Here is a 26,060-nt window from a genome sequence, read left to right as displayed (position 1 = left end):
CAGTGACTTCAGGTCCCTGCGCCGCGCAACGACACGAAGGAGAACTCCATGGCTCTCGATACCGCTGTGAAGCAAGAGATCATCAAGGAATATGCAACTCATGAGGGCGACACCGGTTCTCCCGAGGTCCAGGTTGCACTGCTGACCCGCCGGATCACCGACCTGACCGAGCACTTCAAGGATCACAAGCACGACCACCACTCGCGTCGTGGCCTGCTGCTGCTCGTCGGCCAGCGTCGCCGCATGCTCAAGTACCTGCAGAACGTCGACATCGAGCGTTACCGTTCGCTCATCAAGCGCCTCGGCCTGCGCCGCTGATTCGACTCTGCTGATCAGCCCCGTCTGATCGGATCGTGTCGAACAGTTCGGAAGCGTCCCACCTCTCGGTGGGGCGCTTTCGTGCTTCTGCGGTAGACTCATGCGTGGACGCACATGCCATGGACGTTTCGGTCTTCGGTAGTGGCCTCCGGAGGAATGCGCGCCGACACCGACTTGCAGACGCAAGCGGCTGCCGGCACCGGTTCCGTGGGCCCCGATCGATGACCGGCGTGGATCCATGCATCGTCCACTGCCAATATCCCGCCGGAAGGGCGCGGGGTCTCGCACTGCGCAACGCAGTGCGCTGCCTCGTGGCGTCGAGGGACCACCCTCGAGCGCTGCAGATCGTGCGATGACCGCCGCGCACCGGCACAAACTAGGAGACTACGTGGGACTCAACCCTGAATCCGCCGTTGCCCATATCGACAACGGCAGCTTCGGCAAACACACCATTCGCTTCGAAACCGGTCGGCTGGCCCAGCAGGCCGCCGGCTCCGCCGTCGCCTACCTCGACGACGACACCATGCTGTTCTCGGCCACCTCGGCCGGCAAGAACCCCCGTGAGGGCTTCGACTTCTTCCCCCTGACCGTCGACGTCGAAGAGCGCATGTACGCCGCCGGCCGCATCCCCGGCTCGTTCTTCCGTCGCGAGGGACGCCCCTCGACCGACGCGATCCTCACCTGCCGCCTCATCGACCGCCCGCTGCGTCCGTCCTTCGTCAAGGGCCTGCGCAACGAGGTCCAGGTCGTCGTCACCGTGATGTCGGTCAACCCCGACCACATCTACGACGCCCTGGCCATCAACGCCGCTTCGATGTCGACCCAGCTGTCCGGTCTGCCGTTCTCCGGCCCCATCGGCGGTGTGCGCATCGCGCTCATCGACGGCCAGTGGGTCGCGTTCCCGAACCACTCGCAACTTCAGGACGCCGTGTTCAACATGGTCGTCGCCGGTCGCGTGGTCGGTGACGACGTCGCCATCATGATGGTCGAGGCCGAAGCCACCGACAACGCCATCGACAAGATCAAGACCGGCGCGCAGGCCCCCACCGAGGAGGTCGTGTCCGAAGGTCTCGAAGCCGCGAAGCCGTTCATCGCCGAGCTCTGCCGCGCGCAGTCCGAACTCGCCGATCGTGCCGCGAAGCCGACCGTCGAATTCCCCGTCTTCCGCGACTACGAGGACGACGTCTACGAGGCCGTGAAGGAACTCGCCGAGGCGAAGCAGACCGAGAACTTCACAATCGCCGACAAGCAGGAGCGCGAAGCCGCCGGCGCCGCCCTCCTCGACGAGCTCTTCGAGAAGCTCGGCGAGCGCTTCGAAGGCCGTGAGAAGGAGATCGCGAACGCGCTCAACGCGCTGACCAAGCAGGTCGTGCGCAAGCGCATCCTCACCGAGCAGGTCCGCATCGACGGTCGTGGGCTCAAGGACATCCGTCCGCTCACCGCCGAGACCAACGTCATCCCGCGCGTGCACGGTTCGGCCATCTTCGAACGCGGCGAGACCCAGATCCTGGGTATCACCACGCTCAACATGCTCAAGCTCGAGCAGACGATCGACTCGCTCTCACCCGAGACCTCGAAGCGCTACATGCACCACTACAACTTCCCGCCCTATTCGGTCGGTGAGACCGGTCGTGTGGGCAGCCCGAAGCGCCGCGAGATCGGCCACGGAGCGCTGGCCGAACGCGCCCTCGTGCCCGTTCTGCCCAAGCGTGAGGACTTCCCGTACGCGATCCGCGAGGTCTCCGAGGCCCTCGGTTCGAACGGTTCGACCTCGATGGGTTCGGTCTGCGCCTCGACGCTGGCCATGCTCTCGGCCGGTGTGCCGCTGCAGGCGCCCGTCGCCGGCATCGCCATGGGACTCGTCTCCGATGTCATCTCCACCGACCAGGGTGAACAGACCGCGTACGCGGCTCTGACCGACATCCTCGGTGCCGAAGATGCCTTCGGCGATATGGACTTCAAGGTCGCCGGTACGCGTGACTTCGTCACCGCGATCCAGCTCGACACCAAGCTCGACGGCCTTCCCGCCTCGGTGCTCGGTGCCGCACTCAAGCAGGCCCGCGAAGCACGCATGGTCATCCTCGACGTCATCGCTGAGGCCATCGACGCCCCGGCCGAGATGGCACCGACGGCACCGCGGATCATCTCCGTGAACATCCCCGTCGACAAGATCGGTGAGGTCATCGGGCCCAAGGGCAAGATGATCAACCAGATCCAGGAGGACACCGGCGCGGACATCAGCATCGAAGACGACGGAACCGTCCTCATCGGTGCCACGGACGGACCGGCCGCCGAGGCCGCCCGCTCGATGATCAACGCGATCGCGAACCCGCAGGTTCCCGAGGTCGGCGAACGCTACCTGGGCACCGTGGTCAAGACGATGAGCTTCGGCGCATTCGTCTCACTGACCCCGGGCAAGGACGGCCTGCTGCACATCTCCGAGCTGCGTAAGCTCAACGACGGCAAGCGCGTCGAGGATGTCGAGGACGTCGTCGGCGTGGGCCAGAAGGTCCAGGTCGAGATCACGAAGATCGATGACCGCGGCAAGCTCTCGCTGGCTCCGGTCACCGACGAAGACGAGAAGTCGGACGAAGAGGGATCAGACAACTGATACTGAAGAGTTCGCACACCGGGGAGGGCAGCCGAATCGATCGGTCCGTCCTCCCCGGTGGTTTGACGCTGACCACCGAACACATGCCGGGCCTGGCCTCGGAGACGATCGGGATCTGGGTCGCCGCCGGGTCCCGCGACGAATCCGCCGAGACCGCCGGCTCGACGCATTTCCTCGAACACATGCTGTTCAAGGGCACCGGGTCGAGGGATGCGAAGTCCATCGCTGCGGCCTTCGACCGCACCGGCGGGGATTCGAATGCGATCACCGCCAAGGAGCTCACCTGCTACTACTCCCGGTGCCTGGTCACGGACCTGCCGAACATCACCGGGCTGCTCGTCGACATGGTCTCGAACTCCCAGCTCGATACCGAGGAGTTCGAGCGCGAGCGCGGAGTCATCATCGAAGAGCTCGCCATGTCCGCCGATGATCCCGGGGACGTCCTCTTCGACGACTTCGATTCCCTGGTCTTCGGCACGCATCCGCTGGCCCGGCCCGTGGGTGCGACGAAGGATCAGATCCGCGTGCTCGGCCACCACACGGTCATCGACCACTATCAGTCGACGTACATTCCGCCTCGCCTGGTCATCGCCGCCGCGGGCGGTGCGACTCATGAAGAGGTCCTCGCGATGGTTGAGGATGCCCTCGCCGAGGCGGGGCTCGGGTCCCGTGCCGATGTCTGGTCGGGTGCGGGGAACGGCATTCACGGTGGGGACTCGGTGGACACCGGCGACGCGGACGGCGGGGCCGCCTCGGTGGCGAAAGGCTCGCACCTCGGTGGGGCCGCCCGGGTGCGTCCTGAGTTCCACTCCGGGAAGTCGCATACGGTCAAGGACATCGAACAGCTGGGCATCATGCTCGGCTGCGAAGGTCTGGAAGAAGGCCATGACGACCGGTTCATCTACTCGGTCATGCTGACCATGCTCGGCGGCGGAATGTCGTCGCGGCTGTTCCAGAGCGTGCGCGAGGAGCGTGGACTGGCCTATGCCGTGAACTGTGTGGCCAGTCAATTCACGGATACCGGCACCTTCGGCATCTACGCCGGCTGTACGGCCGAGAACGCTCAGGCCGTCGTCGACCTGGCCATGAGCGAATGGGACCGTTTGGCGCAGGAGACGCCGAGCCAGTTCGAGCTCGACGAGATCGTGTCCCAGCTCTCAGGCTCGATGGTGCTCGGTCTCGAGTCCTCTGCGGCGCGGATGAACCGTCTCGCGCGGTCGGAGATCTTCGGGCTGCCGCTCGAATCGCCGATGGACCTCATCGAACGTGTCCGCTCGGTCACGGCCGAGGACGTCAGCGAGATGGCCGGGCGGCTGCTGTCGCGGCCCAAGGCTCTGGCCCTGGTCGGACCGGCTGCCGAGGTCGAACTGCCCTGAGCGCGTCGCCGCGTCCAGAGCTTCGGCTCTCGGACGCGGGACGCCCGCCAGCAGGAACGTAGAGGGGACAGGCGAGATGGCGAGGAAGAACGCAGCGGTCCGTCGGGAGGAGATCCTGGCGGCCACGGTCGAGGAGATCGAGGCGACGGGTCTGCGCGGGCTGCGCGTCTCCGACGTCGCTGCCCGTCTGGGTTTGAGCGCCAGCCTCGTCATCTACCACTTCGAGACGAAGGAAGCCCTCGTGGCCGAGGCCTTCGACTTCGCCGGGCGCCAGGACATCGACCACGCCAGGGAACTGGCGGCCGGGGCTGCCTCGGCGAGGGGGAGTGCATCCGCTCTCCAGCGATTGCGGGACGTCGTCGGCTGGTACCTGCCCCGCGGGTCCTCGCGCAGCTGGAAGATCTGGATCGACGGCTGGTCGGCCGGACTCGTCGACGACGCTCTGCGGTCGACATTCGCCGCTCTCGACCAGGAGTGGAAGTCGATCCTCGTGGGCCTCATGGACGAGGCCATCGCGGCAGGCGAATGCTCGGCCCCGGACGGCGGCACCGAGGCGGGTGCGACCCGGGTACTGGCCTTCCTCGACGGTCTGGCGATCCAGGTGATGGTCAATTCGCAGGCCGTCGACACTGAGGCGCTGAGCGCCTGGGTCGACGACTTCCTCCGCCGCGAGCTCGGGTGAGCACGCCCCTTGACGTGGTGGGCATCGCGCCGTCAGACTTGAGTCGTACACGTTACTGAATAGCGATTCAGTAAGACTTGGACGTCATCTGCTCCCGACTCTCCTGGAGGCCCCATGTTCATGGACATCACCTGGCAGGACTCTGTCACCGGCGCGGCAGGCTATGTCGTCATCGACACCCTCGTGCGCGGCACCGCGTCGGGCGGACTGCGCATGCGCAAGGGCTGCTCGCTCGACGAAGTGCGCGGACTCGCCCAGGGGATGACCCGCAAGGAAGCCATCCACCTCCGCGAGGGACGACACTATGTGCCCGTCGGCGGTGCCAAGGGTGGCATCGACTTCGACCCCCGCGCACCCGGAGCCAAGGACGTCCTCGAACGCTTCCTCGTCGACATCAATCCGATCATGCACGCCTACTGGGCTCTCGGCGAAGACCTCGGTGTCCGCCAGGACGACATCGACGAGATCCTCGACCGCCGCGCACTCGGCTCAGGACTGTCCGCCGTCGACAAGCTCGTCGACGATCCGGCCGCCGTCGAAGCCCGCGCGGACAAGGCGTTCTCCACCATCGTCGACGGCCTCGCCCAGGACGAACTCGTCGGCGGTCTCGGCGTGGCCACCTCGGTGCTCGCCGCCCTGCACGACGCCGGCCGCGACCCCGGCGAATCCACAGCCGTCATCCAGGGATTCGGCTCCATGGGCGGAGCCACCGCCCGCTACCTCGCCGAGGCGGGACTGCGCATCGTCGGCATCGCCGATGCCGACGGACTCGTCACCAACCCCGCGGGACTCGACGTCGAAGCGCTGCTGACCACCCGCGACCAGTTCGGCGGCATCGATCGCGCAGCGCTGCGCCCCGAGGACCGTGTCGGCGATCGTGACGACTGGCTCGCCGCCGCCGCCGACGTCCTGATCCCTGCTGCGGTGAGCTACTCGATCACGCCGGACAACTGCGACCGCATCACCGCCTCACTCATCGTCGAGGCCGCGAACATGCCCGTCCTGCCCGCAGCCGAAGAGACGCTGCTGGCCCGCGGCGTCACCGTCATCCCGGACTTCCTCGCGAACTCAGCGACGAACGCCTGGTGGTGGTGGGTGACCTTCGGCGATGTCGACGGCAGTTGGGACGACAGTCGCGCCATCGTCACCACCACCCTGTACGACCTCACCGCCGAAGTCCTCATCGCCGCCCGCGACCAGGGCATCAGCCCCCGGGCGGCAGCCCAGGCGAAGGTCGATGCGAACCTCGCCGCACTCCACGCGGCCTCTGCCGAAAACACCGCCGCCCCCGCCTCGGCGCTGGAAAGCTAGCGACATGGACGCGTTCTTCGATCCCGGCAGCGTCGCCGTCCTCGGGGCCTCGAACGATTCCAGCAAATGGGGTTTCTGGCTCGCCGCCGGAGCCCTGCGCGGATCCGAGCGCCGCCGCGTCTACCTCATTAACGCCACAGCCGCCTCGATCCAGGGCCGGCCGACGTCCGCTCGCCTCAGCGACCTGCCGGAGACCCCGGAGCTGCTCGTCATCTCCGTGCCCGGCCCGACCGTCGGGGGAGTCGTCGCCGAAGCACTCGAGAACGGAGTGCGCGCCTTCCTCATCATCTCCGCCCGCGTCCCCGACGCCGACGCATTGGCTGCCACGATCCGTGAAGCCGGCGGCCGCCTCATCGGCCCGAATTCCTTAGGTCTCGTCGACTCACACGCTGATCTGCTCCTGGCCTGGGGCAATTTCACCCCCGGAAGTCTCGCCGTGGTCACCCAGAGCGGACAGCTCGGCACGGAGATCGCCACCCTCGCGGCCCGCAGCGGACTCGGCATCTCCCGGTTCGCGTCGATCGGCGGCCAATCCGACGTCCGCGCCGCCGAGGTGCTCACCACCCTCGTCGACGACCCCGCCACCGCTCAGGTCGCGCTCTACCTCGAATCCTTCACCGGCGGCGGCGCCCTCGTCTCGGCCCTCAAAGCCCTGCGCGCCGCCGGGAAGCCGACGATGATCCTGACCACCGGAGCCTCCAGTGCAGGAGCGCGACTGGCACGATCCCACACCGGGTCGATGACCACGGCCATGGACACCATCGACGCCGCCTGCCGGGCCGCCGGCTCCATTCGCCTGACCACCCCCGGCCAGCTCGTCGAACTCGCCGGATTCTTCGCCTCGGCCTGGTTGCCGAACGGCCCGCGCATCGGTGTGCTCTCCGACTCCGGCGGGCAGGGAGCGATCGCCGCCGACACGGCCGAGAGCTGGGGTCTCAATGTCACCGAGCTGACCCCGACCACGCGACAACGTGCCGCCGGAATCCTCACCGACGCCGACCACATCGACAACCCCATCGACCTCGACGGCGCAGGGGAGAAGAACCTCGACGTCTACGCGGACCTCGCCGAGGTGCTGCTGGCCGACGCGGACATCGACGCCGTCGTCCTGTCCGGATACTTCGGCTGCTACGGCGAGGACGTCCCCGACCTCATCGACCGGGAACTGGCCGTCGTCGACCGGTTGGGTGACCTCGTCGCCGAGGCGAAGAAACCCGTCATCGTCCACTCGATGAGCGCATCCTCGCCGGCCGTCACCCGACTCTGGGAGCTCGGCGTCCCCGTCTGCACCTCCATCGAAGCGGCCATGCGCGTGCTCGCCCGCGCCGGCTTCTACGCCGCCCATTCGGGCCGGCTCACCGAATCACTCGAACTCACCGGCCCCGTCACCCCGTGGGGCACCGGATACGCCGCTGCCCGAGCGGTGATCGAGGACGCGGGGATTCCCGTCCCTGCCGCTGTGACCGTGGGCAGCGTGGGCCCGGGGGAGACCCGTGCACCCGCCGAGGCGGTCCTGGATTCCGGACTCAATCCACCGTTCGCGCTCAAGGCCGGATGGCCTGCCCACAAGACCGAGGTCGGGGGCATCGCGCTGGGGCTGAACGACCTCCACGCGGTCGAAACGGCGTATGCGGACATGGTGGGCCGCCTCGGCGAGGGTGAGTACATCCTCGAGGAGATGGACACACGTGACCATGTCGTCGAGATCCTCGTCGGGGGTCGGCAGGACGAGAACTTCGGGCCGCTCGTCATCGTCGCCGCCGGCGGGACGGAGACCGAACTCTTCGCCGACACGTGGCTCGAACTCGCCCCCGTCACCCACACCGAAGCCGTCGACATGATCGCGCGGCTGAGCTGCTCGCGGCTGCTCACCGGATGGCGGGGCAGGCCCGCCGCGGACATCGACGCCCTGGCCGAGGTCATCGTCGCGGTGTCCCGACTGGTGGCCGGGAACAACGCCATCGCCGAAATCGAGATCAACCCGGTGCGAGTCGCCCCGGACGGCGCCCTGGCTGTCGACGCACTCGTCGTGACGACGGACAACCCGCCAGCGGAGAACGTGTCAGCAGCCTACGTGTCAGCAGAGAACCCGAACAGCGAGGACTGAGAATGGACCAGACGACCATCACCGGCGGGGCGCATCTGGCTCGCGCACTCCAGGCCGAAGGGATCACCCGTGTCTTCGGTATCCCCGGCACCCACAACCTCGAGATCTTCGCGCAGCTGAGTGCCGCCGGAATCGACATCGTCTCACCCCGCCACGAACAGGGCGCGGGCTATATGGCCGACGGCGCCGCCCGCGTCACCGGCGAGGTGCAGGTCGTCGTCACGACCACCGGACCGGCCGCGCTCAATGCGCTCACCGCACTGCTGCAGTCCTTCACCGACTCCGTACCCGTCCTCCTCATCACGCCGGGCATGCCGCTGACCCACCCCGGCCGCGGCAACGGGCTCCTCCATGAGGTCCGCGATCAGTCCGCGGCTCTCTCAGCCGTCCTCACCGAGGTCATGCGGGTCACGAGCCCCGGCGAGGTGTCGCTGGCGGTGGGGCAGACACTGTCGGCGATGCGTTCGGGGCGGACCCGTCCGGCCGCAATCGAGATCCCGCTCGATCTCATCGAAGCCGCCGGCCCCGGAACACGCCACCCGTCCGTGACCCGGGCACTGCCGGCTCCCGTGCCCTCAGCGATCGATGCCGCCGCCGAGGCGATCGCCGGTTCGACGCGACCGCTCATCATCGCCGGCGCCGGAGCTCACGGAGCAGGAGAGGAGGTCGCAGCGTTGGCGGAGACGCTCGGAGCGGGAATCGTCCTGTCGTCGAATGCGAAGGGACTCGTCGATGACCGCGCCGAGACCACCATCGGCGCCATCGGGGTCCTCGAACTGCTCCCCGAGCTCACGGGCGATGCCGATGCGGTCATCGCGATCGGCACCGAACTGGCCCCCAGCGACTTCTGGCCGGAACCGCTGCCGCTGCCCGACACCGTTGTGCGCATCGACATCGACGAGGTGCAGATGCTCACGAACGCTGACGTCAGCCATCCGATCCTCGCCGCCGCGAAGGACGCGACTGCGGCATTGAACGAGCGGATGTCCGTGCTGCGGACGGAGTCCGCGACCTTCGCCGCACGGGACTGGAGGGCCGGCTGGAAAGCAAGGGCCGCCTCGGCGATGGAATCCGACGGCCGCCCCTGGGCCGATCTCTCGACGGCGCTCACCGCGTTCGCGGAGACCGACGACTCTCCGCTCATCGTCGCGGCGGACTCGACGATGGCCTGCTACTACGGGGTGCAGACCGGATGGAAAGCTCGCCCCGGTGACCGGTTCCTCTACCCGGCAGGGGCGGGCACGCTCGGCTTCGGTCTGCCCGCCGGAATCGGTGCGAAACTCGCTGCTCCACGGGCCAGAGTGGTCGCGGTCGAAGGCGACGGGGGATCGATGTTCACGATCGCCGAACTCGCCGCAGCCGTCCAGGCAGGCGTGCGGATGAGCCTCATCATCGTCGACAACGGCGGGTACGGGGAGATCCGCAACGAGATGGACGACCGCGGGGACACCCCGTCCGGGGTGAGGCTGACCGGACCGGACTTCCCGGCGCTGGCGCAGGCGATGGGGGCGCGCGGGGTCCATGTCGACGGGGCAGATGCGCTGCTGGCCGCTCTCACCGAGGCGGAAGCAGCAAATGGTCCGACACTCATCCACATCACCGAGGATTCCCGGGCCGGAGCGGACATGCTCGACTGACTGGGGACGAGGGACGTCAGTCGGGCGCAATGGGGCGCCCGACCTCCACTGACAATGCGAAGGAGAACCGATGAACTACACACCGTGGCCGCTGACCGATGAACAGCACGACATCCTCGACCTCGTGCGCGGATTCGCTCACGACACGATCCGACCGGCCGGTCGCCGCGTCGACGAAGCCGACACCGAATCGCCCGTCGACATCTTCACCGCCGCCGCGAAGCTCGGGATCACCGACTTCATGATCCCCGAGGAATTCGGCGGCGGCGGATTCACCGATGTCTTCACCCAATGCCTCGTCCAGGAGCAGCTGTGCTTCGGGGATCCGGGCATCGGGAACTTCGTGTGCTCGAACGGCTTCTTCGCCGACCCGATCCTCGCATTGGGCACGCCGGAGCAGAAGGAGGAGTGGCTGCGACCTCTCACGGGGCCGGAGCCGAAGATCACGGCGCTGGCGACGACGGAACCCGGCTCCGGATCGGATTCGGCGTCGATTATCACCCGGGCGGATGCCGTCGACGGCGGGTACGTGCTCAACGGGCAGAAGGCCTGGATCTCGAACGCGGGGCTCGCCGACTTCTACGTCGTCTTCGCCAAAACCGACTCCTCGCAGCGTTCGCGCGGGATCAGCGCATTCCTGCTGCCGCGGGAGACCGAGGGGATGGAGTTCGGGGCGCCGATGAAGAAGATGGGACAGCGGGCCATCGTGTGTCGGGAGATCTTCCTCTCCGACGCATTCGTGCCCACTTCGGGCCGCCTCGGCGAGGAAGGGCAGGGCTTCTACGGACTCATGCGCACCTTCGACATCTCACGGGTGGTGCTCGGGGCTGCGGCGCTCGGCACGGCACGGGCGGCCTTCGAATATGCGCGTGACTATGCGCGAGAGCGCACGCAGTTCGGGACGAAGATCATCGATCACCAGGCCGTGGCGTTCCGGCTGGCGGATATGTCCTCGCGGATTGATGCGGCGTGGCTGCAGGTGCTCAATGCGGCGCGGATGCTCGACGCCGGTGACGCCGTGGATCGGCAGCAGATGACGGCCGCGGCGGCCATGGCGAAGCTGAATGCCTCGGAAACGGCGATGTTCTGCACGTGGGCGGCCGTGCAGACCCTCGGCGGATGGGGGTATTCGCGAGAGCATCCCGTTGAGCAGTGGATGCGCGATGCCAAGCTCGAGGAGATCGAGGAGGGCACCTCGGACATCATGCGGCTGCTCATCTCACGCAACCTCGGGTGAAACCGTCACCGGCACGCAGGTGACGGTGGCAGGCTGACGTCGGGGCCGCCTCGGTGAGGGTGTCAGTCTTTCCGGACGGGTGTCGAGGTGTCACCTCGCGTCATATGGAATAGGTTGTCGGATCCCCTTGTTGTCCGAGATGAGACCCTGGGATAGGGTCGAAATGAAGCCACCGATGTGGTGGTCATCAAATCTGATCAGGAGGAATCTCATGGCTGAGCAGTACACACTTCCGGAACTGCCCTACGACTACTCCGCTCTTGAGCCGCACATCTCGGCTCGCATCATGGAGCTGCACCACGACAAGCACCACGCCACCTACGTCAAGGGCGCCAACACCGCCGCCCAGCAACTGGCCGAAGCTCGCGAATCCGGCAACCTCGCGAATGTGCCGAAGCTGACCCGCGACCTCGCGTTCAACCTGGGCGGTCACGTCAACCACTCGATCTTCTGGAACAACATGTCCCCGGACGGTGGAGACAAGCCGGTCGGTGAACTCGCCGCAGCCATCGACGACCAGTTCGGTTCGTTCGACAAGTTCCGCGAGCACTTCACCACCGCGGCCACCACGATCCAGGGCTCCGGCTGGGCCGTCCTCGTCTACGACCAGCTCGGCGGGAACCTCTTCATCGAACAGCTCAAGGACCAGCAGTCCGACATCCAGCTCGGCGGCACCCCGGTTCTGCAGCTCGACATGTGGGAGCACGCCTTCTACCTCGACTACCAGAACGTCAAGCCCGACTACGTCAAGGCTTGGTGGAACATCGTCAACTGGGCCGACGCCGGCGCACGTTTCGACCGCGCAGTCGCTCAGACCAAGGGCCTCCTCCTCGGCTGACACCCCAATTGCTACCTGACGGCGGCCCAGCAACCTCGCGCGAGGTTGCTGGGCCGCCGTCACGTTGTTCGGGGGCGCGGAACGGGCACCGGCGGAGCGGCGGCTGGACCCCCAACCGCGGATAGGGTGACCGAATGAGTGCAACCCTCCGACCGAGCTAGAACTACCCGACGGGGGCCCAGCAACCTCGCGCGAGGTTGCTGGGCCCCCGTCAGGTAGTAACAAGAGTGTTCGGAGGGTCACAGGATGTGATGAGACCCGTTCAGGGTCGCTAGACTGGCTGGCGGAGATCTTACCGGTCGTCTCGCCTCGTTCCGACCGGCACTTCTCACAGGGATCATCGCACAAGGAGTCACAGCATATGAGCATTCGCGTAGCCGTCATCGGAGCCAAGGGTCGGATGGGATCCCACGCCGTCGATGCGATCAACGACGCCGAAGGACTCGAACTCGTCGCAGCCCTGGGCAGCAGCGACTCGCTGGAGACCCTGCTTGAGCAGAACATCGACGTCGCCGTCGAACTCACCGTGCCGAAATCCACCGAGGACAATGTCCGCTTCCTCGTCGAGAACGGCATCGACACCGTCGTCGGCACCACCGGCTGGGACAACGACCGTCTGGCCCGTCTCGAGGACACACTGAAGGATCACCCCAAGACCGCGGTGCTCATCGCCCCGAACTTCTCGATCGGTGCCGTCCTGGCCATGCGCTTCGCCGAACTTGCGGCCCCCTACTTCGACTCGGCCGAGGTCGTCGAGATCCACCACACCCGCAAACTCGACGCCCCGTCCGGCACGGCGAACCACACGGCCCAGCGCATCGCCGCCGCCCGCAACGCCGCCGGCCTGCCGGCCGTTCCCGACTCCACCGAATCCGATCCGCAGGGAGCCCGCGGCGCCGTCATCGACGGAATCCACGTCCACGCCATCCGTCAGCAGGGCATGAACGCCCACGAAGAGATCCTCTTCGGCTCCGACGGCGAAGCCCTGACCATCCGCACGGACTCGCATTCCACCTCGGCGTTCATGCCCGGCATCGTCACCGCCGTGCGGTCCATCGCCGACTACACGGGGCTCATCCACGGCCTCGAGAACATGCTCGACCTCTGATGTCGAAGGCCAAGATCGGGGCGATCATCGTCTCCGTCGTCCTCGTCTTCTACTTCGTCCTCATGGGCCAGCGGGCGTGGATCCTCGTGCGCGAACCCGCGATGATCCCCACGATCATGGGCATCGCCCTGTTCGTCCTGCCCGTCATCGGCGCCTGGACGCTCATCGTCGAACTCGTCTTCGGTGCCCGTACGGAGAAGCTCGCGCGCATCCTCGGGGAGGAAGGCGGACTGCCCGTCGACGACCTGCCCAGGACACCGGGCGGGAAGATCATCCGCGAGGCCGCCGACAGGGAATTCGTGAAGTACCAGGCCGAAGCCGAGGCAGCCCCCGAGGACTGGCGGTCCTGGTTCCGGCTCTCGTGCGCCTACGACGCCAGCGGCGACCGCAAACGGGCCCGCGCCACGATGCGCAAGTCGATCAGTCTCTTCCGGGATGGTCAGAAGCAGGGGGCGTAGGCCCCGGCGACGCCGCCCGAATGACCGCTGCGATCCCGCCCTCGAGCGGGCCGCGTGTGTTGACGAACGCTTTCCACACCAGCGGCAGCAGCACGAACGTGAGTGCGTGGATGACGTACTCGAGCGTCTGTTCGCCCGTCGTTGCGGACTCTTCCATCGGATTGCCGACGATCTGCGACCGCGTGATCTCCAACAGCACCACGTGTGCCGAATAGACACTCAGCGGCATCGACCCCGGTGCCGACAGCGGTGCAAGCACCCACGACCGGCGACCCAACAGCAGCGCCGCAGCTTGGCAGGCGGCGATCGTCATCATCGCGGTGCCTCCTGTGGAGAGCAGATCGAACGGCGTGCCCGAATGCGGACCGGCGATCGCCAACCACCACCATGACGTTGCCGGAGTCACCCCGTAGCTGCCGGTGAACAGGGCCGCCGTGAGGTCCGTGCCCCACATCTGCGACACCTCCACGAGCGCGGCATCGCCGCCGAAGACATTGAGCAGAATCCACGAGGCACCGCGACCGGCGACGTAGAGTCCGAGTCCGGCCGTGAACAGCGCGCGCAGGTGCTGGCCGATGTCGAGCTTCGCCACGGCCATGCCGAGCAGAATGTATGACAGCCACTGCAGCACCGGGTAATAGCCGGTGAGGAACAGGTCGGTGAGCATCGTCCCTGGTGTTGCCAGGTCGAAGAATCCCATCGGCAGGTAGCTCGGTTCGAGGAGGAATGTCGAACGCACCCACATCGACACGATCGGGGAGACGACCATCCAGACTCCGGCGATCGCGAACAGCGCACCGGCCCGCAGACGCAGGAAGAACAGCGCAAGCGCGAACATGATCCCGTAGTTGACGAGGATGACCGCGAGCAGTCCGGAGATCGACCCGAGGCACAGCCCGATGAGGACGATGGCCGCCGCCCGGATGAGCACGCTCGGCGCCGCATCGCGCAAGCGGCCCGATTCCGCCATCCGTGACCGGGTCGAGAGCACCAGAGAACAGCCGGCGAGGACGGCGAACAGCGCCGAGGCGCGCCCGGCGAAGATCGCTGCCCAGGTCGGCATCCCCGTCTCGTCGCCGAGCGCGAAGATGTGCGTGACCATCATCGCCAAGAGTGCGATCCCGCGGGCGACATCGAGTCCGATGAGGCGACCGTCGGGGCTGAGCCGACGGGCAACCCTCGCCGAGGTGGCCGTGGAGTCTGCGTCGTGCGCTCGGTGAGGTTCCGCCGGGTGAGAGCTCATGGAACGATTCTCACACGACTTCACATCTGCTCGCCTGCCCTTGTCCGCTCCCGGGGTATCTTTATGCCATGACCTTCAACCCGAACGCCGATATCAGCGGCAACAGGACGAGCAGACGCGGTCGCAACACCGCGATCGTCGGGGGTGGCGGCGTGGGCATCGTCGGCTTGCTCGTCTTCCTCATCGGACCGCTGCTCGGCGTTGATGTCACCGGGCTGATGGGTGGAATCACTCCGGACGACGGCGGCAGTCAGAATCAGTCGAGCGGGGCGAGCATGTCCCAATGCGATACGGGTGAGGACGCGAATACGAACATCGACTGCCGAATGGCCGGAGCGCAGGTCGTTCTCGACGACTATTGGGCTCAGCAAGTGGACGGCTACGAACCGCCGGCGATGACACTGGTCGACGGTCAGACCTCGACGGCCTGCGGAACCGCTTCGAACCAGGTCGGGCCGTTCTACTGTCCGGCCGATCAGGGCGTCTACATCGATCCGAGCTTCTTCGACATACTGCGTCAGCAGTTCGGTGCCTCGGCCGATGAGCTCGCCCAGCTCTACATCGTCGGTCACGAATGGGGTCACCACATCCAGAACATCACCGGCGTGATGAGCGAGCACCCGAACAACGGCACCGGACCTGCGAGCAACGGCGTGCGCACCGAACTCCAAGCCGACTGCTACGCCGGTGCCTGGCTCGGCAAGGTCACCACGCTCACCGACGACAACGGCACTGCGTACCTTGAAGAGCCCACGAAGGAACAGCTCGACGATGCCCTTAATGCGGCCTTCGTCGTCGGCGACGATCACATCCAAGAGCTGTCCGGTTTCGTCAACCCGGAATCGTTCACCCACGGCTCGAGCAAGCAGCGCCAGAACTGGTTCACCACCGGCTACAACGAGGGTCTGAACAGCTGCGACACCTTCGCCGTCTCCGGCGATCAGTTGTGATGCGCAACTTCGCGAAGTGTGATGATCCGACTGCTGCTGGCGGCATCATCAGGAACCGGCAGTGGCGATGAACAGCCATCCGCGGCTAGGAGCGTAGGGGAGATCGTGTACCTCGACCCTGGTGAATCCTGTTTCCGATAAAGTCTGTCCGAGCACAGATCTTGGTCTGAACCGCAATGTGGACGTCGAATCGATGCGTTCCCCGTCGAGGTGGAAAATCGTTGGTGAAACAAAGGTGACGAACTCACGTTCCACATTCGTCGTCTCGATCCATTCCTCGACCACGCCCAAATCCCCGAGTTCGACTGTGCGGTGAGTGGCTTCTTTGGTCCACCGCTCCCAAGCTCGGTCCGCTGGATCACGTGTTTCGAACACCAGCCTTCCCCCGGTTCGAAGGCACAATCGGATTGCGCGCAGTGTGGAAAGCCACTCTTCGTTGTCGAGGAAGACCTGTGCGACATTCGCGGTCATCGTCGCCATATCGAAGGAGTGCCTCCGGGCGTTGTCGTCGGCCACGTCGGAAGCTGTACCGATGACAAGCTCGGCTGAACCGGGTTTCAGTTTTGGCTGTGCGACCTGCAAGGATGCTGCAGCCGGATCGACGCCGAGAGCACTGACATCCATGTCGACGAGCCGAGCGATGAACTCCCCGGTGCCGCACCCCACGTCGAGCACAGTTTCCGCTCCGAATTCGGTTGCCAGGTTCACATACGTTTCCAGGTCCGATCGGTCAGGATCAAGAGGGTCATAGACCTGGGCTAGCCGGGAATGTGAAAAGCAGGCGTCAGGCATAGCTTCAGGGTAACTGCAGGAAGCAAGTGAAGCACTCGATTTACGTGAGCCAACCCTTGCCCGCGTTCGTCATACGGTGATATGAATAACTGAGTCGGCCCCGTCGAGGGGCAGTCACCCGGCCCCACCCGCAAGTGATCAAGGATGATCATGTCTCAGCTGTTCCCGCACCTCTTCGAACCCATCACCATCGGCTCCACGACGATCCGCAACCGCATCGTCTCCTCCGGCCATGACACCGTCCTCGACGATCACGGCCACATCGGCGACGACCTCGTCGCCTACCATGAGGCCCGCGCGAAGGGTGGAGCCGGACTCATCGTCCTCCAGGTCTCCGGCGTCCACGAAACCGCCCGCTACACCAGCCACGTGCTCATGGCCACCGACGAATCCTCCGTCCCCGGATACCGGGCCGTCGCCGAGGCGGTCCACCGTCACGGGGCCACGATCGTCGCTCAGCTCTTCCACCCCGGCCGCGAAGTCATGGACGGCGAGCGCGGAATGGCACCGCGCGCCAAGGCCCCGAGCGATGAACCGCAGGAACGCTTCAAGGTCGTCCCCGAAGCGCTGACCACCGCTGAGGTCAGAGACATCATCGCCGGCTACGGGCATGCCGCGCGGCGCATCGTCGAGTCCGGAATCGACGGCGTCGAGATCGTCGCCAGCCACGGCTACCTGCCCATCCAGTTCTTCAACCCCGCCGTCAACACCCGCACCGACGAGTACGGCGGCAGCCCGGAGAATCGTCGCCGGTTCCTCGCCGAGGTGGCCCAGACCGTCCGCGCCGCCGTCGGACCCGACATCGTGGTGGGCGTGCGGATCTCCGGTGAGGAGAAGACCGAGGGCGGCCTCGTCGCCGCTGAGATCCTCGACCTCATCGACCACCTCGACTCCCTGACCGCCGACGTGGCCGACGCAGCCGACGTGGCCGACGCCGTCGACGGCGTCGACTGCCTCGACTACTTCTCCATCACCGCCGGCGATTCCTCCACCCTGCAGGGCGCCGTCCACATCGTTCCCTCGATGCAGATCGACCCCGGATACGCAACGAACCTGTCCGAGCAGGTCAAGAAGATCACCGACAAGACCGTCATGGTCGCCGGCCGCATCAACCAACCCCACGAAGCCGAAACCGCGATCGCCGAAGGCCGCACCGACATGGCGATCATGACCCGCGCGATGATCTGCGACCCGGAGATCGCGAACAAATCCGCAGCCGATGAGGTCGATGAGATCCGCGCCTGCATCGGCTGCAACCAGGCCTGCATCGGCCACTTCCAACAGGGTGTGCCGATCTCGTGCATCCAATACCCCGAATCAGGTCGTGAGCTGACCTTCCTGCCCCGCCCGACGGTGCGCACCCGACGCAAGGTCCTCGTCATCGGCGGGGGACCGGCCGGACTCAAAGCCGCAGCGGTCGCCGCCGAACAGGGCGACGACGTCGTGTTGTGCGAGAAGGAGCCCCACCTCGGCGGGGCGGTGCTGCTGGCTCAGGAACTGCCGTACCGGTCCGAGTTTGGGGGAGCGGCGACGAACCTGTCCGCCGAGGCGGCCCGCGCCGGCGTCGACATCCGCACCTGCGTACCAGCCACCCAGGACCTCATCACCGAGGTGGCCCCCGACCATGTCATCATCGCCACCGGTGCCGAACAGCGCATGCCCGCCCTCGAGATCGCCGACGACGCGTTCGTCATCGGCGCCCGCGACTATCTGCGGGAGTCCCCGGACCTGCCGGTCGGGCGCGTGCTCGTCACAGACTGGAAGGGCGACTGGATCGGACTCGGCATCGCCCTGCGCCTGGCCGAAGCCGGACGCCAGGTGACTCTGGCGACCGCGGCGAACTTCGCCGGTGCCGCGATCCAGCAGTACACCCGCACCCTGCTCGTGTCCCAAGCGCTGCGGACCGGTCGGGTGCAATTCGTCAACGACGCTCGCCTCGTCGGCGTCGATGCTGACACCGGCTACCTGCAGTCGACGCTGTGCGAGGTCGTCCACGAGGTCGACGGCGTCGCCGCGACGATCGTCTCCGGTGCACCGCGATCGGTGCCGGTCGACCTCGACTTCGGGACCGCCTCGGTGACGGTGATCGGCGACGCCCTGGCCCCGCGCACGGTCGAGGAAGCCGTGTACGAAGGTCTGACCGCGGCGACCGATCTGGCCGAACGACGAGAACCGGTCACGGCATGAGCCCCCGTCCGGCTCAGCCTCCCGAGCAGGCCGAGGCGAAGAAGTTCGCGATCATCCAGGCGACCCTCGACGCCATCGTCGCCAAAGGTCCCGCCGCGGTCCGGCTCGGGGACGTGGCGAAAGCAGTCGGCATGTCCATCGGCACCGTGCAGTACTACTTCGAGTCCCGGGACGACCTGCTCGCCCAGGCGTTCTCCTTCCATACCGCGACGGTGCTGCTGCACCTCGAGGAGATGGCGAAGCCAGGCGATGACCCTCGCGGTCGACTGGCTCGCTATCGCCTGCACGATGCGTTCGCGGCAGTCCATGGGGTGGGAATGCACGAGCAGCGGTCGCGGATCTGGCTCGAACTCGTCACCGCCGCGCGCACGGACGAAGGCCTGCAGAACTGTGTCGATGCCGTGTTCGACGGATGGCGGAAGCTGTTCCGGACGGTCGTCGATGATGGGCTGAAGAGGCACGAATTCGGGCTCTTCCAGCTCTCCGCCGCCGAGGTGGTCGACACGTTCGTCGCCATCATCGACGGATTCGACCTGGCCACCGTCGCCGGTCACGGTCCCGATCCGTCCACGATGACGCGGATCCTCATTGAGACCGCGGACCGCCTGCTCGAAGGGTAGGGGGCACCGCGCCCGCGCGACGGGTGGGCGCGGCCGTCTCACAGCCGCGCGATCGTCTCCACGTCTTCGCCGAACTCCCGGGCAGTCTCCTCGGACACCGTCGCCCGCGTCGCCCGCAGTGCCTCGAGATAGTCATCGGTCGAAAGCACATCCGACCGAGAGGAGATATCGACCTGCTGCTGCCGCAGTGACGAGGCCAGAGCTTCCTGCGAAGCACGCCGGGCAGCGTATTCGATATCGGCCGGGGTCAGACCGTCACTGGCATTGACGAGCACGTCGAGATCGACACCGGCGATCGTGTGCTCGGGAATGTAGCGCGACCAGATCGCCTCCCTGGCGGTGGCATCGGGCAACCCGATGGGAATGACGTAGTCGAAGCGTCCATGCCGCAGGAACGCCGCATCGAGGGCGCGGACGAAGTTCGTCGCACAGATGAGCAGCCGGCCCTCCCGATCTCGAAACTGACCGACCTGCTTGAGCAGCTCATTCGTCACACCCTGCGTCGGCGACGGCGGCTCGCCCCCGCGCTTCGACGCGATCTCCTCGACCTCATCGATGAACACGACAGCATGCTCGAGCTCATTGATCTGCTCGAACGTTGTCCGCAGACCTGCGGCCACACCACCGGGCTCACCGGACAGACGCGACGGGAACACCTCGACGAACGGCCAGTCCAACCGCGACGCCACCGCCTTCGCAAATGTCGTCTTCCCCGTCCCCGGCGGACCGAAGAGCATCACCGCCCGAGGCGGGACGACCCCGAAATGATCGGCGAGATCCGGTTCGGCCAAGGGCACGACGAGGCGGTCCTCGAGCATGTCCTTCTCCTCCTGCATCCCGCTGACCCCGTCCCAGAGGTGGCGCGGCAGGATGCGTCCGCCCACCGTTTTGAGACAGTCGAGCTCACGACGTTGGACGGGCAGGTGACGCTCGACGTACTTCAGCCCGGACCGGGCCTCGAAACCGTTGGCGACCAGACCATCGCAGGCCGACGTCCCCGCGGGAACGAGCATCGACAGCTTCCCCAAGCCCAGCGGCATGAGACGGCGTTCGAGCGCATCGAGCAGCCCCGCCTCGGCGCGGGTGCCCTGCTCCGGATCGGCACGGACCGCCTCGAGGACATGGAAGAACACGAGAACCCCCTGCCCGTGGGCGGCGCGGCCGACGGCGGCACCGACGATCTCCTCATCGCGGACAGCCACGACGGCCTGATTGCGCTGGCAGGCGGCCAACACCTCGGAGAGCGGATAGAGCGGGGGAGCGGCCGAGGATTCCGGGACGGCGGCTTCGAAGAGACGGATGATTCCGTCGAGATCATCATCATGGAAATCGCGGATGCGGGTGCGGGTCATCGAAAACTCCTGTGTTTCGGTGGCGGGCAGGGCACAAGCGTAGACGATCAGACGGACACAGGTGTGATCCGTCTCTCACCGTGACCGCATGAGCGCCGCAGACGAGGCGAACGACACCCGCAACGCGGGTGGACCACTGCACTGATGAGACGACGTGGGCGGTATCCTTGGGTCTATGGCGATTCTCGGTGATCAGGCAGCAGCGACTGCCATTGACGCGTTCGGTTCCGTCGGCACGGCAATGGTGACCCCATTCAAGCGCGACGGCAGCATCGACTATGCGTCCGTGGAGAAGGTGGCGAACCACCTCGTCGAGCTCGGCAACGACATGCTCGTCGTCTCCGGCACCACCGGCGAATCACCGACGACGACCGACGACGAGAAAGTCGAACTCATCCGCGTCGTCCGCGGAGTCATCGGCAAGCGGGCGAAGATCGTCGCCGGCACCGGCAACAACGTCACCGCACACACCATCGACCTCTCCCGCCGCTCGGCCGATGCCGGAGCCGACGGGATCCTGCTCGTCACCCCGTACTACTCGAAGCCGACCCAGCCGGCGATCGAAGCCCATATGCGCGCGGCCGCCGACTCCACCGACCTGCCGGTCATGCTCTACGACATTCCCGGCCGCGCCGGTGCCCCGATCATCACGGACACCCTGCTGCGACTCTCGGACCACCCGAACATCCTCGCGGTCAAGGACGCCAAGGGCGACCTCTTCGCCTCCTCGTTCGTCATGAACAACTCCTCGCTCGTGTACTACTCCGGCGAGGACGCCCTCAACCTGCCGCTGCTGTCCCTCGGCGCGCTTGGACTCGTATCCGTGGCCGGGCACGTCTGCTCGGACCGGTTCGCCGCGATGGTCTCCGCAGTGGCGAACAACGACCTCAATACCGCCCGCACCCTCTCCCGCGACACCGCGGACGTGGTGGATGCGCTCATGAACCACATGCCGGGAGTGATCTCGGCGAAGGCCGCTCTGCAGGCCCAAGGAATACTCGACAACCGCGACGTGCGTATGCCGCTGCTCCCAGCTGATGAGGATCAGATGGCGTTCGTCGCCGCCCAATTGACCAGGAGTGGTTACCTCAGTGAATAATGCATTGACCCAAGAACTGTCCCTCCCGCCGAAGATGGACAGAGAAGCCGTCCGCATCGTCGCGCTCGGCGGACTCGGCGAAGTCGGCCGCAACATGACCGTCTTCGAATACCACGGCAAACTCCTCATCGTCGACTGCGGTGTGCTCTTCCCTGAAGAGGACCAGCCCGGCGTCGACCTCATCCTCCCCGATTTCTCCTACCTCGACGACCGCCTCGATGACATCATCGGCCTCGTCCTGACTCACGGCCACGAAGACCACATCGGTGCCGTTCCCTACCTGCTGCGCCGCAAGGGCGACATCCCGATCCTCGGTTCGCAGCTGACGATCGCGCTCATCGAAGCCAAGCTCAAAGAGCACCGCATCAAGCCCATCACCCGAGTGGTGGCCGAAGACGATGCCGACCAGCTCGGTCCCTTCGACCTCGAGTTCGTCGCCGTCAACCACTCGATCCCCGACGCCCTGGCCGTGTTCATCCGCACCGGCGCCGGCAACATCCTGCACACCGGTGACTTCAAGATGGATCAGCTGCCGCTCGACGGCCGCATCACCGACCTGCGCGCCTTCGCCCGCCTCGGCGAAGAAGGTGTGGACCTGTTCATGACGGACTCGACGAACGCCGAGGTCCCCGGCTTCACTGCGCTGGAGAAGGACATCGGGCCCGTGCTCGAGAACCTCTTCGGCACCGCCGAGCGCCGGATCATCGTCGCCTCGTTCTCCTCCCACGTCCACCGCGTGCAGCAGGTGCTCAACGCCGCCACCGCCCACGGCCGCAAGGTGGCCCTCGTCGGCCGCTCCATGGTGCGCAATATGAAGATCGCCGAAGACCTCGGCTACCTCAACGTGCCAGCCGGAACGCTCATCGACATCAAGAAGGTCGACGACTACCCCGAGGACCAGATCGTCCTCATGTGCACCGGCTCCCAGGGTGAGCCGATGGCCGCCCTGTCGCGCATGGCCAACCGCAACCACCGCGTCGACGTCGGCGACGGCGACACCGTCATCCTCGCCTCCTCGCTCATCCCCGGCAACGAGAACTCCGTGTTCAAGGTCATCAACGGCCTGATGAAGCTCGGCGCGCGAGTCATCTCGAAGGCCGACGCGAAGATCCACGTGTCCGGCCACGCCTCCGGCGGCGAGCTGCTCTACTGCTACAACATCGTCAAACCCCGCGGCGTCATGCCCGTCCACGGCGAATGGCGTCACCTGCTGGCCAACGCCCGCCACGCCGAGGCGACCGGAGTCGACCCGAACAACATCGTCCTGGCCGATGACGGCTGGGTCGTCGACCTCAAGGACGGCCACGCCGAGGTCGTCGGCGCTGTCGACTGCAACTACGTTTTCGTCGACGGTTCGTCGGTTGGTGAGATCACCGAGGCGGACCTCAAGGATCGCTTGGTCCTGTCCGGCGAGGGCTTCGTGACGATCTTCATGGCCGTGAACTCGCAGACGAAGTCGCTCATCGCCGGACCCGAGATCCACGCCCGCGGTGTAGCCGAGTCCGATGACGTCTTCGACTCGATCGTTCCGAAGGTGCAGAAGGCCGTCGAGGATGCCCTGCGTGACGGCACCACCGATCAGTACCAGCTCCAGCAGGTGGTGCGCCGCACCATCGGCCGCTGGGTGTCGTCGAAGCTGCGCCGCAAGCCGATGATCGTCCCCATGGTCGTCATCGTCTGAGACTCCGTCGGCGGTCGGCTCCGTCGGCGGTCGGCTCGACTGTCGGTCTGCTGCGCCGACGAACCCACGAACGCCCGCAGGTGCCTGAAGGCCCTGCGGGCGTTGTCGCGTTCCGGACGAATCGCCTTTTGATCGGCACATCGCGTTTGAACCCGATGACTGGATCAGAAGGCGATGACTCCTGTGCCAAAAGGCGATGACACCCGGTGCGGGAACGATTCGCGCGGACGGCAGCGTCAGGTGCGGGAACGATTCGCGCGGACGGCAGCGTCAGGCGCGGGAACGATACGCGCGGACGGCAGCGTCAGGCGCGGACGGCAGTCAGGTGCGCGTGGTGGGCTCCGGATCGTCGTCGGCCGTGCCTTCGCTGCCACCGGCCGCCGCCCCGACGCCGACCCCGGGAAGCGGCTTGCCCGGTGAGCGGCGGAGCATCACCACGACGACGGCGAGGCCGACGATGATCGCGGTGAGGACGACGGTGCCCGCATTGAAGCCCAGGCCGTTGAGGCCGATGAACGCCAGAGCGCCCGCAGTCAGCGAATAGACGAGCATCGGGATCGACGTCCGCCGGATGAGCTCGCCTTCCCGACCGATGAGTCCCACCGTCGCCGAGGCGGCCACGACGTTATGGACGGCCACCATGTTCCCAGCGGCGCCGCCGACCGCCTGAGCCGCGACCACGGTCTCGGGACTCGCCGCACCGATCGCGGTGCCGGTGGAGAACTGGAACTGGGAGAACATGACGTTCGAGACGGTGTTCGAGCCCGCGACGAACGCACCCAGAGCACCGACGAAGGGGGCGACCAGCGGCCAGGCGTCGCCCACGGAACTGGCGGCTGCCTCGGCGAGGGTGACCGGCATCGAATCCAGGCCGGCACCGTTGTAATCGGCACCGGAGTTGATGAACACGCGCACCAGCGGCAGGGAACACAGCAGAGCAACGGCAGCGCCGGCGATCTGCGAACCGGCGATCTGCCAGGAGCCTGCGATCTGCTTCCTCGTCATCCGGTGGATGAAGTACGTCAGCCCGCACGCGAGGACGAAGATCGCCCCCGGCGACCACAGCAGATCCATGTTCTGACTGATCGGGGTGCCGAAGATGTTATCGATCTTGATCACGGCCGGACCGGTGAGGAACTCCTTGATCGCGGGCACATTGCGTGTGACGAGCAGCAGAGCGACGACGATGAGATAGGGCGACCAGGCGCGGGCCAGTGACATCTTCTTCGTCAGCTGCGCCTTCTCCTTGTTCGGGTCGACGGTGCCCATCCAGATCGCCGGCCACGCCTCACGCGGAGCGAAGTCCCAGGTCTTCTTCGGCATGAGGAAGCCCATCCGCGAGGTCGTCACGACGATGGCCAAACCGATGAGTCCGCCGAGCAGCGACGGGAACTCGGGTCCGAGCACATTGGCCACGATGAGATAGGGGACGATCATCGCCACGGCTGCATAGATCGCGAACGGGGCGATGGCCAGACCGTCGGCGAAGCGCCGATTGGCACCGAAGAACCCAGTCATCAGGCACGAGAGCAGCAGCGGGATGAGAATGCCGCAGCAGGCGTGGATGAGCGCGACCTGGGTGGCGGTGTGAGCGACGAACTCGGCCTGGCCGAGGCCGAGCTGACCGGCGCGTTCGGCGACATCGGCCGACATCGAGCCGTCCTCCTGAGACAGTCCGGTGCCGATGCCCACGACCATCGGGGTGCCCACGGCACCGAAGCTGACCGGAGTCGACTGAATGATGAGACCGGCGAGGACCGCGGCGATCGCAGGGAAGCCGAGGGCCAGCAAGAGCGGGGCGACCACGGCCGCCGGAGTGCCGAAGCCGGCGGCACCCTCGATGAAGGAGCCGAAGAGCCATGCGACGATGATGACCTGCACGCGCCGGTCCGGGGAGATCGCGATGAAACCGGAGCGGATCGTCTCGATCGCCCCGGACCGGGTGACCGTAGCCAGCAGCAGAAGCGCGCCGAAGACGATCCACAGCAGTCCGATCGCGACGAGGAGGCCCTGGACGACCGATGCGCCGATCGTCACCCACTCGATCTGCCAGGCGAAGTTCGCCACGAGCGCGGCAGCGATCAGTCCGATCGGCATGGCGTATTTCGCAGGCCAGCGGAAACCGATGAGAAGGATTCCGGCCAAGAGAATGGGGGAGAGGGCCAAGAGAGCTGCAACAGCGAGGTTGTCCACTTTTCAGTCCGATCCGCGGCGTCGTTGCCGCATCGGCGAGTCCATGAGCGATGTCCCCCTTATCCTCTCCAGCCGCCTGGGCAGAGTCAATGAACACACGGTCTCGAATGCAGGATAGGGTTTGACGAGACGTGCATCACCTCATATTCTTTCGTGGTGTGAACATACATTTTCACAATGTGAAAGTTTCGCAGTCAAAACCCCGTTGACCAGCGAACATATCGCATCACCAGATGTGGATAAGGACGCAGCACCGATGT

At 66.2% G+C, this 26,060-nt stretch carries 20 protein-coding genes; 16 read left to right on the top strand and 4 right to left on the bottom strand.

Features of this window, described 5'->3' with window-relative positions; genetic code table 11:
* Positions 1-48 precede the first annotated feature (48 nt).
* The 11 genes from rpsO (at position 49) to HF684_RS11920 (ending at position 13,683) form a co-directional block, all read left to right on the top strand.
* Entirely contained in the window at positions 49-318 is a 270-nt protein-coding gene (gene rpsO, locus HF684_RS11970; protein WP_169252650.1) for a 30S ribosomal protein S15, read from the top strand.
* A gap of 388 nt (positions 319-706) precedes the next feature.
* Positions 707-2,929: a polyribonucleotide nucleotidyltransferase gene (locus tag HF684_RS11965; RefSeq protein WP_169252649.1), complete on the top strand. Its 2,223-nt coding sequence runs from the start codon at positions 707-709 to the stop codon at positions 2,927-2,929.
* Between the two features lie 62 nt (positions 2,930-2,991).
* Positions 2,992-4,305 carry a pitrilysin family protein gene (locus HF684_RS11960; protein ID WP_248278914.1) on the top strand — a complete coding sequence of 438 codons (1,314 nt, stop codon included), beginning with the start codon at positions 2,992-2,994 and terminating at the stop codon, positions 4,303-4,305.
* A 76-nt stretch (positions 4,306-4,381) separates the two neighbouring features.
* On the top strand, positions 4,382-4,987 hold the full coding sequence (locus HF684_RS11955) for a TetR/AcrR family transcriptional regulator (RefSeq protein WP_169252648.1): 606 nt from the start codon (positions 4,382-4,384) through the stop codon (positions 4,985-4,987).
* 114 nt (positions 4,988-5,101) lie between these two features.
* On the top strand, positions 5,102-6,298 hold the full coding sequence (locus HF684_RS11950; RefSeq protein ID WP_169252647.1) for a Glu/Leu/Phe/Val dehydrogenase dimerization domain-containing protein: 1,197 nt from the start codon (positions 5,102-5,104) through the stop codon (positions 6,296-6,298).
* A gap of 4 nt (positions 6,299-6,302) precedes the next feature.
* Entirely contained in the window at positions 6,303-8,405 is a 2,103-nt protein-coding gene (locus HF684_RS11945; RefSeq protein WP_169252646.1) for an acetate--CoA ligase family protein, read from the top strand.
* 2 nt (positions 8,406-8,407) lie between these two features.
* Positions 8,408-10,042 carry a thiamine pyrophosphate-binding protein gene (locus HF684_RS11940; RefSeq protein ID WP_169252645.1) on the top strand — a complete coding sequence of 545 codons (1,635 nt, stop codon included), beginning with the start codon at positions 8,408-8,410 and terminating at the stop codon, positions 10,040-10,042.
* Between the two features lie 70 nt (positions 10,043-10,112).
* Positions 10,113-11,279, top strand: a complete 1,167-nt coding sequence (locus HF684_RS11935) for an acyl-CoA dehydrogenase family protein (protein WP_169252644.1) — start codon at positions 10,113-10,115, stop codon at positions 11,277-11,279.
* A 211-nt stretch (positions 11,280-11,490) separates the two neighbouring features.
* Positions 11,491-12,117 carry a superoxide dismutase gene (locus HF684_RS11930; protein WP_101553700.1) on the top strand — a complete coding sequence of 209 codons (627 nt, stop codon included), beginning with the start codon at positions 11,491-11,493 and terminating at the stop codon, positions 12,115-12,117.
* A 361-nt stretch (positions 12,118-12,478) separates the two neighbouring features.
* Positions 12,479-13,225, top strand: a complete 747-nt coding sequence (dapB, locus tag HF684_RS11925; protein ID WP_101546919.1) for a 4-hydroxy-tetrahydrodipicolinate reductase — start codon at positions 12,479-12,481, stop codon at positions 13,223-13,225.
* Complete coding sequence (locus HF684_RS11920) at positions 13,225-13,683, top strand: tetratricopeptide repeat protein (RefSeq protein WP_127364576.1); 459 nt, start codon at positions 13,225-13,227, stop codon at positions 13,681-13,683. Before dapB ends, HF684_RS11920 begins: the two co-directional genes overlap by 1 nt.
* Here the strand turns inward: HF684_RS11920 and HF684_RS11915 are convergent.
* Positions 13,646-14,926: a heparan-alpha-glucosaminide N-acetyltransferase domain-containing protein gene (locus tag HF684_RS11915; protein WP_169252643.1), complete on the bottom strand. Its 1,281-nt coding sequence runs from the start codon at positions 14,924-14,926 to the stop codon at positions 13,646-13,648. The genes HF684_RS11920 and HF684_RS11915 overlap by 38 nt on opposite strands.
* Positions 14,927-14,994: 68 nt before the next feature.
* On the opposite strand from HF684_RS11915, the gene HF684_RS11910 reads away from it, so the two are divergent.
* Complete coding sequence (locus tag HF684_RS11910; RefSeq protein ID WP_169252642.1) at positions 14,995-15,876, top strand: neutral zinc metallopeptidase; 882 nt, start codon at positions 14,995-14,997, stop codon at positions 15,874-15,876.
* Between the two features lie 48 nt (positions 15,877-15,924).
* Here the strand turns inward: HF684_RS11910 and HF684_RS11905 are convergent, their stop codons facing one another.
* A complete protein-coding gene (locus HF684_RS11905) occupies positions 15,925-16,668 on the bottom strand; it encodes a class I SAM-dependent methyltransferase (RefSeq protein ID WP_169252641.1) in 744 nt (247 codons plus the stop codon).
* Positions 16,669-16,818: 150 nt separating this feature from the next.
* On the opposite strand from HF684_RS11905, the gene HF684_RS11900 reads away from it, so the two are divergent.
* Positions 16,819-18,855, top strand: a complete 2,037-nt coding sequence (locus HF684_RS11900; RefSeq protein ID WP_169252640.1) for an FAD-dependent oxidoreductase — start codon at positions 16,819-16,821, stop codon at positions 18,853-18,855.
* Entirely contained in the window at positions 18,852-19,475 is a 624-nt protein-coding gene (locus HF684_RS11895; protein WP_169252639.1) for a TetR/AcrR family transcriptional regulator, read from the top strand. The genes HF684_RS11900 and HF684_RS11895 overlap by 4 nt, the downstream gene beginning before the upstream one ends.
* A gap of 38 nt (positions 19,476-19,513) precedes the next feature.
* Here the strand turns inward: HF684_RS11895 and HF684_RS11890 are convergent, their stop codons facing one another.
* Entirely contained in the window at positions 19,514-20,827 is a 1,314-nt protein-coding gene (locus HF684_RS11890) for an AAA family ATPase (protein ID WP_169252638.1), read from the bottom strand.
* Positions 20,828-21,002: 175 nt separating this feature from the next.
* On the opposite strand from HF684_RS11890, the gene dapA reads away from it, so the two are divergent.
* Together dapA and HF684_RS11880 are read left to right on the top strand one after the other, a co-directional pair.
* On the top strand, positions 21,003-21,926 hold the full coding sequence (dapA, locus tag HF684_RS11885) for a 4-hydroxy-tetrahydrodipicolinate synthase (RefSeq protein ID WP_169252637.1): 924 nt from the start codon (positions 21,003-21,005) through the stop codon (positions 21,924-21,926).
* 34 nt (positions 21,927-21,960) lie between these two features.
* Complete coding sequence (locus HF684_RS11880) at positions 21,961-23,607, top strand: ribonuclease J (protein WP_169253895.1); 1,647 nt, start codon at positions 21,961-21,963, stop codon at positions 23,605-23,607.
* Positions 23,608-23,928: 321 nt separating this feature from the next.
* On the opposite strand, the gene HF684_RS11875 is transcribed toward HF684_RS11880, so the two are convergent.
* Entirely contained in the window at positions 23,929-25,800 is a 1,872-nt protein-coding gene (locus HF684_RS11875; protein WP_169252636.1) for an L-lactate permease, read from the bottom strand.
* Between the last annotated feature and the right edge of the window lie 260 nt (positions 25,801-26,060).

It is taken from the genome of Brevibacterium sp. 'Marine' (assembly GCF_012844365.1).
Lineage (GTDB): Bacteria > Actinomycetota > Actinomycetes > Actinomycetales > Brevibacteriaceae > Brevibacterium.
This window is presented reverse-complemented; position numbering and strand designations above follow the sequence as displayed.

Excerpts from the sequence above, each read along its gene's own strand:
- dapB (WP_101546919.1), top strand. The coding sequence starts at position 12,479 with ATGAGCATTCGCGTAGCCGTCATCGGAGCCAAGGGTCGGATGGGATCC.
- HF684_RS11945 (WP_169252646.1), top strand. The coding sequence starts at position 6,303 with ATGGACGCGTTCTTCGATCCCGGCAGCGTCGCCGTCCTCGGGGCCTCG.
- HF684_RS11955 (WP_169252648.1), top strand. The coding sequence starts at position 4,382 with ATGGCGAGGAAGAACGCAGCGGTCCGTCGGGAGGAGATCCTGGCGGCC.
- HF684_RS11935 (WP_169252644.1), top strand. The coding sequence starts at position 10,113 with ATGAACTACACACCGTGGCCGCTGACCGATGAACAGCACGACATCCTC.
- dapA (WP_169252637.1), top strand. The coding sequence starts at position 21,003 with ATGGCGATTCTCGGTGATCAGGCAGCAGCGACTGCCATTGACGCGTTC.
- HF684_RS11910 (WP_169252642.1), top strand. The coding sequence starts at position 14,995 with ATGACCTTCAACCCGAACGCCGATATCAGCGGCAACAGGACGAGCAGA.
- HF684_RS11880 (WP_169253895.1), top strand. The coding sequence starts at position 21,961 with ATGGACAGAGAAGCCGTCCGCATCGTCGCGCTCGGCGGACTCGGCGAA.
- HF684_RS11900 (WP_169252640.1), top strand. The coding sequence starts at position 16,819 with ATGTCTCAGCTGTTCCCGCACCTCTTCGAACCCATCACCATCGGCTCC.
- HF684_RS11940 (WP_169252645.1), top strand. The coding sequence starts at position 8,408 with ATGGACCAGACGACCATCACCGGCGGGGCGCATCTGGCTCGCGCACTC.
- HF684_RS11950 (WP_169252647.1), top strand. The coding sequence starts at position 5,102 with ATGTTCATGGACATCACCTGGCAGGACTCTGTCACCGGCGCGGCAGGC.
- HF684_RS11905 (WP_169252641.1), bottom strand. The coding sequence starts at position 16,668 with ATGCCTGACGCCTGCTTTTCACATTCCCGGCTAGCCCAGGTCTATGAC.
- HF684_RS11920 (WP_127364576.1), top strand. The coding sequence starts at position 13,225 with ATGTCGAAGGCCAAGATCGGGGCGATCATCGTCTCCGTCGTCCTCGTC.
- HF684_RS11890 (WP_169252638.1), bottom strand. The coding sequence starts at position 20,827 with ATGACCCGCACCCGCATCCGCGATTTCCATGATGATGATCTCGACGGA.
- HF684_RS11895 (WP_169252639.1), top strand. The coding sequence starts at position 18,852 with ATGAGCCCCCGTCCGGCTCAGCCTCCCGAGCAGGCCGAGGCGAAGAAG.
- rpsO (WP_169252650.1), top strand. The coding sequence starts at position 49 with ATGGCTCTCGATACCGCTGTGAAGCAAGAGATCATCAAGGAATATGCA.
- HF684_RS11915 (WP_169252643.1), bottom strand. The coding sequence starts at position 14,926 with ATGAGCTCTCACCCGGCGGAACCTCACCGAGCGCACGACGCAGACTCC.
- HF684_RS11930 (WP_101553700.1), top strand. The coding sequence starts at position 11,491 with ATGGCTGAGCAGTACACACTTCCGGAACTGCCCTACGACTACTCCGCT.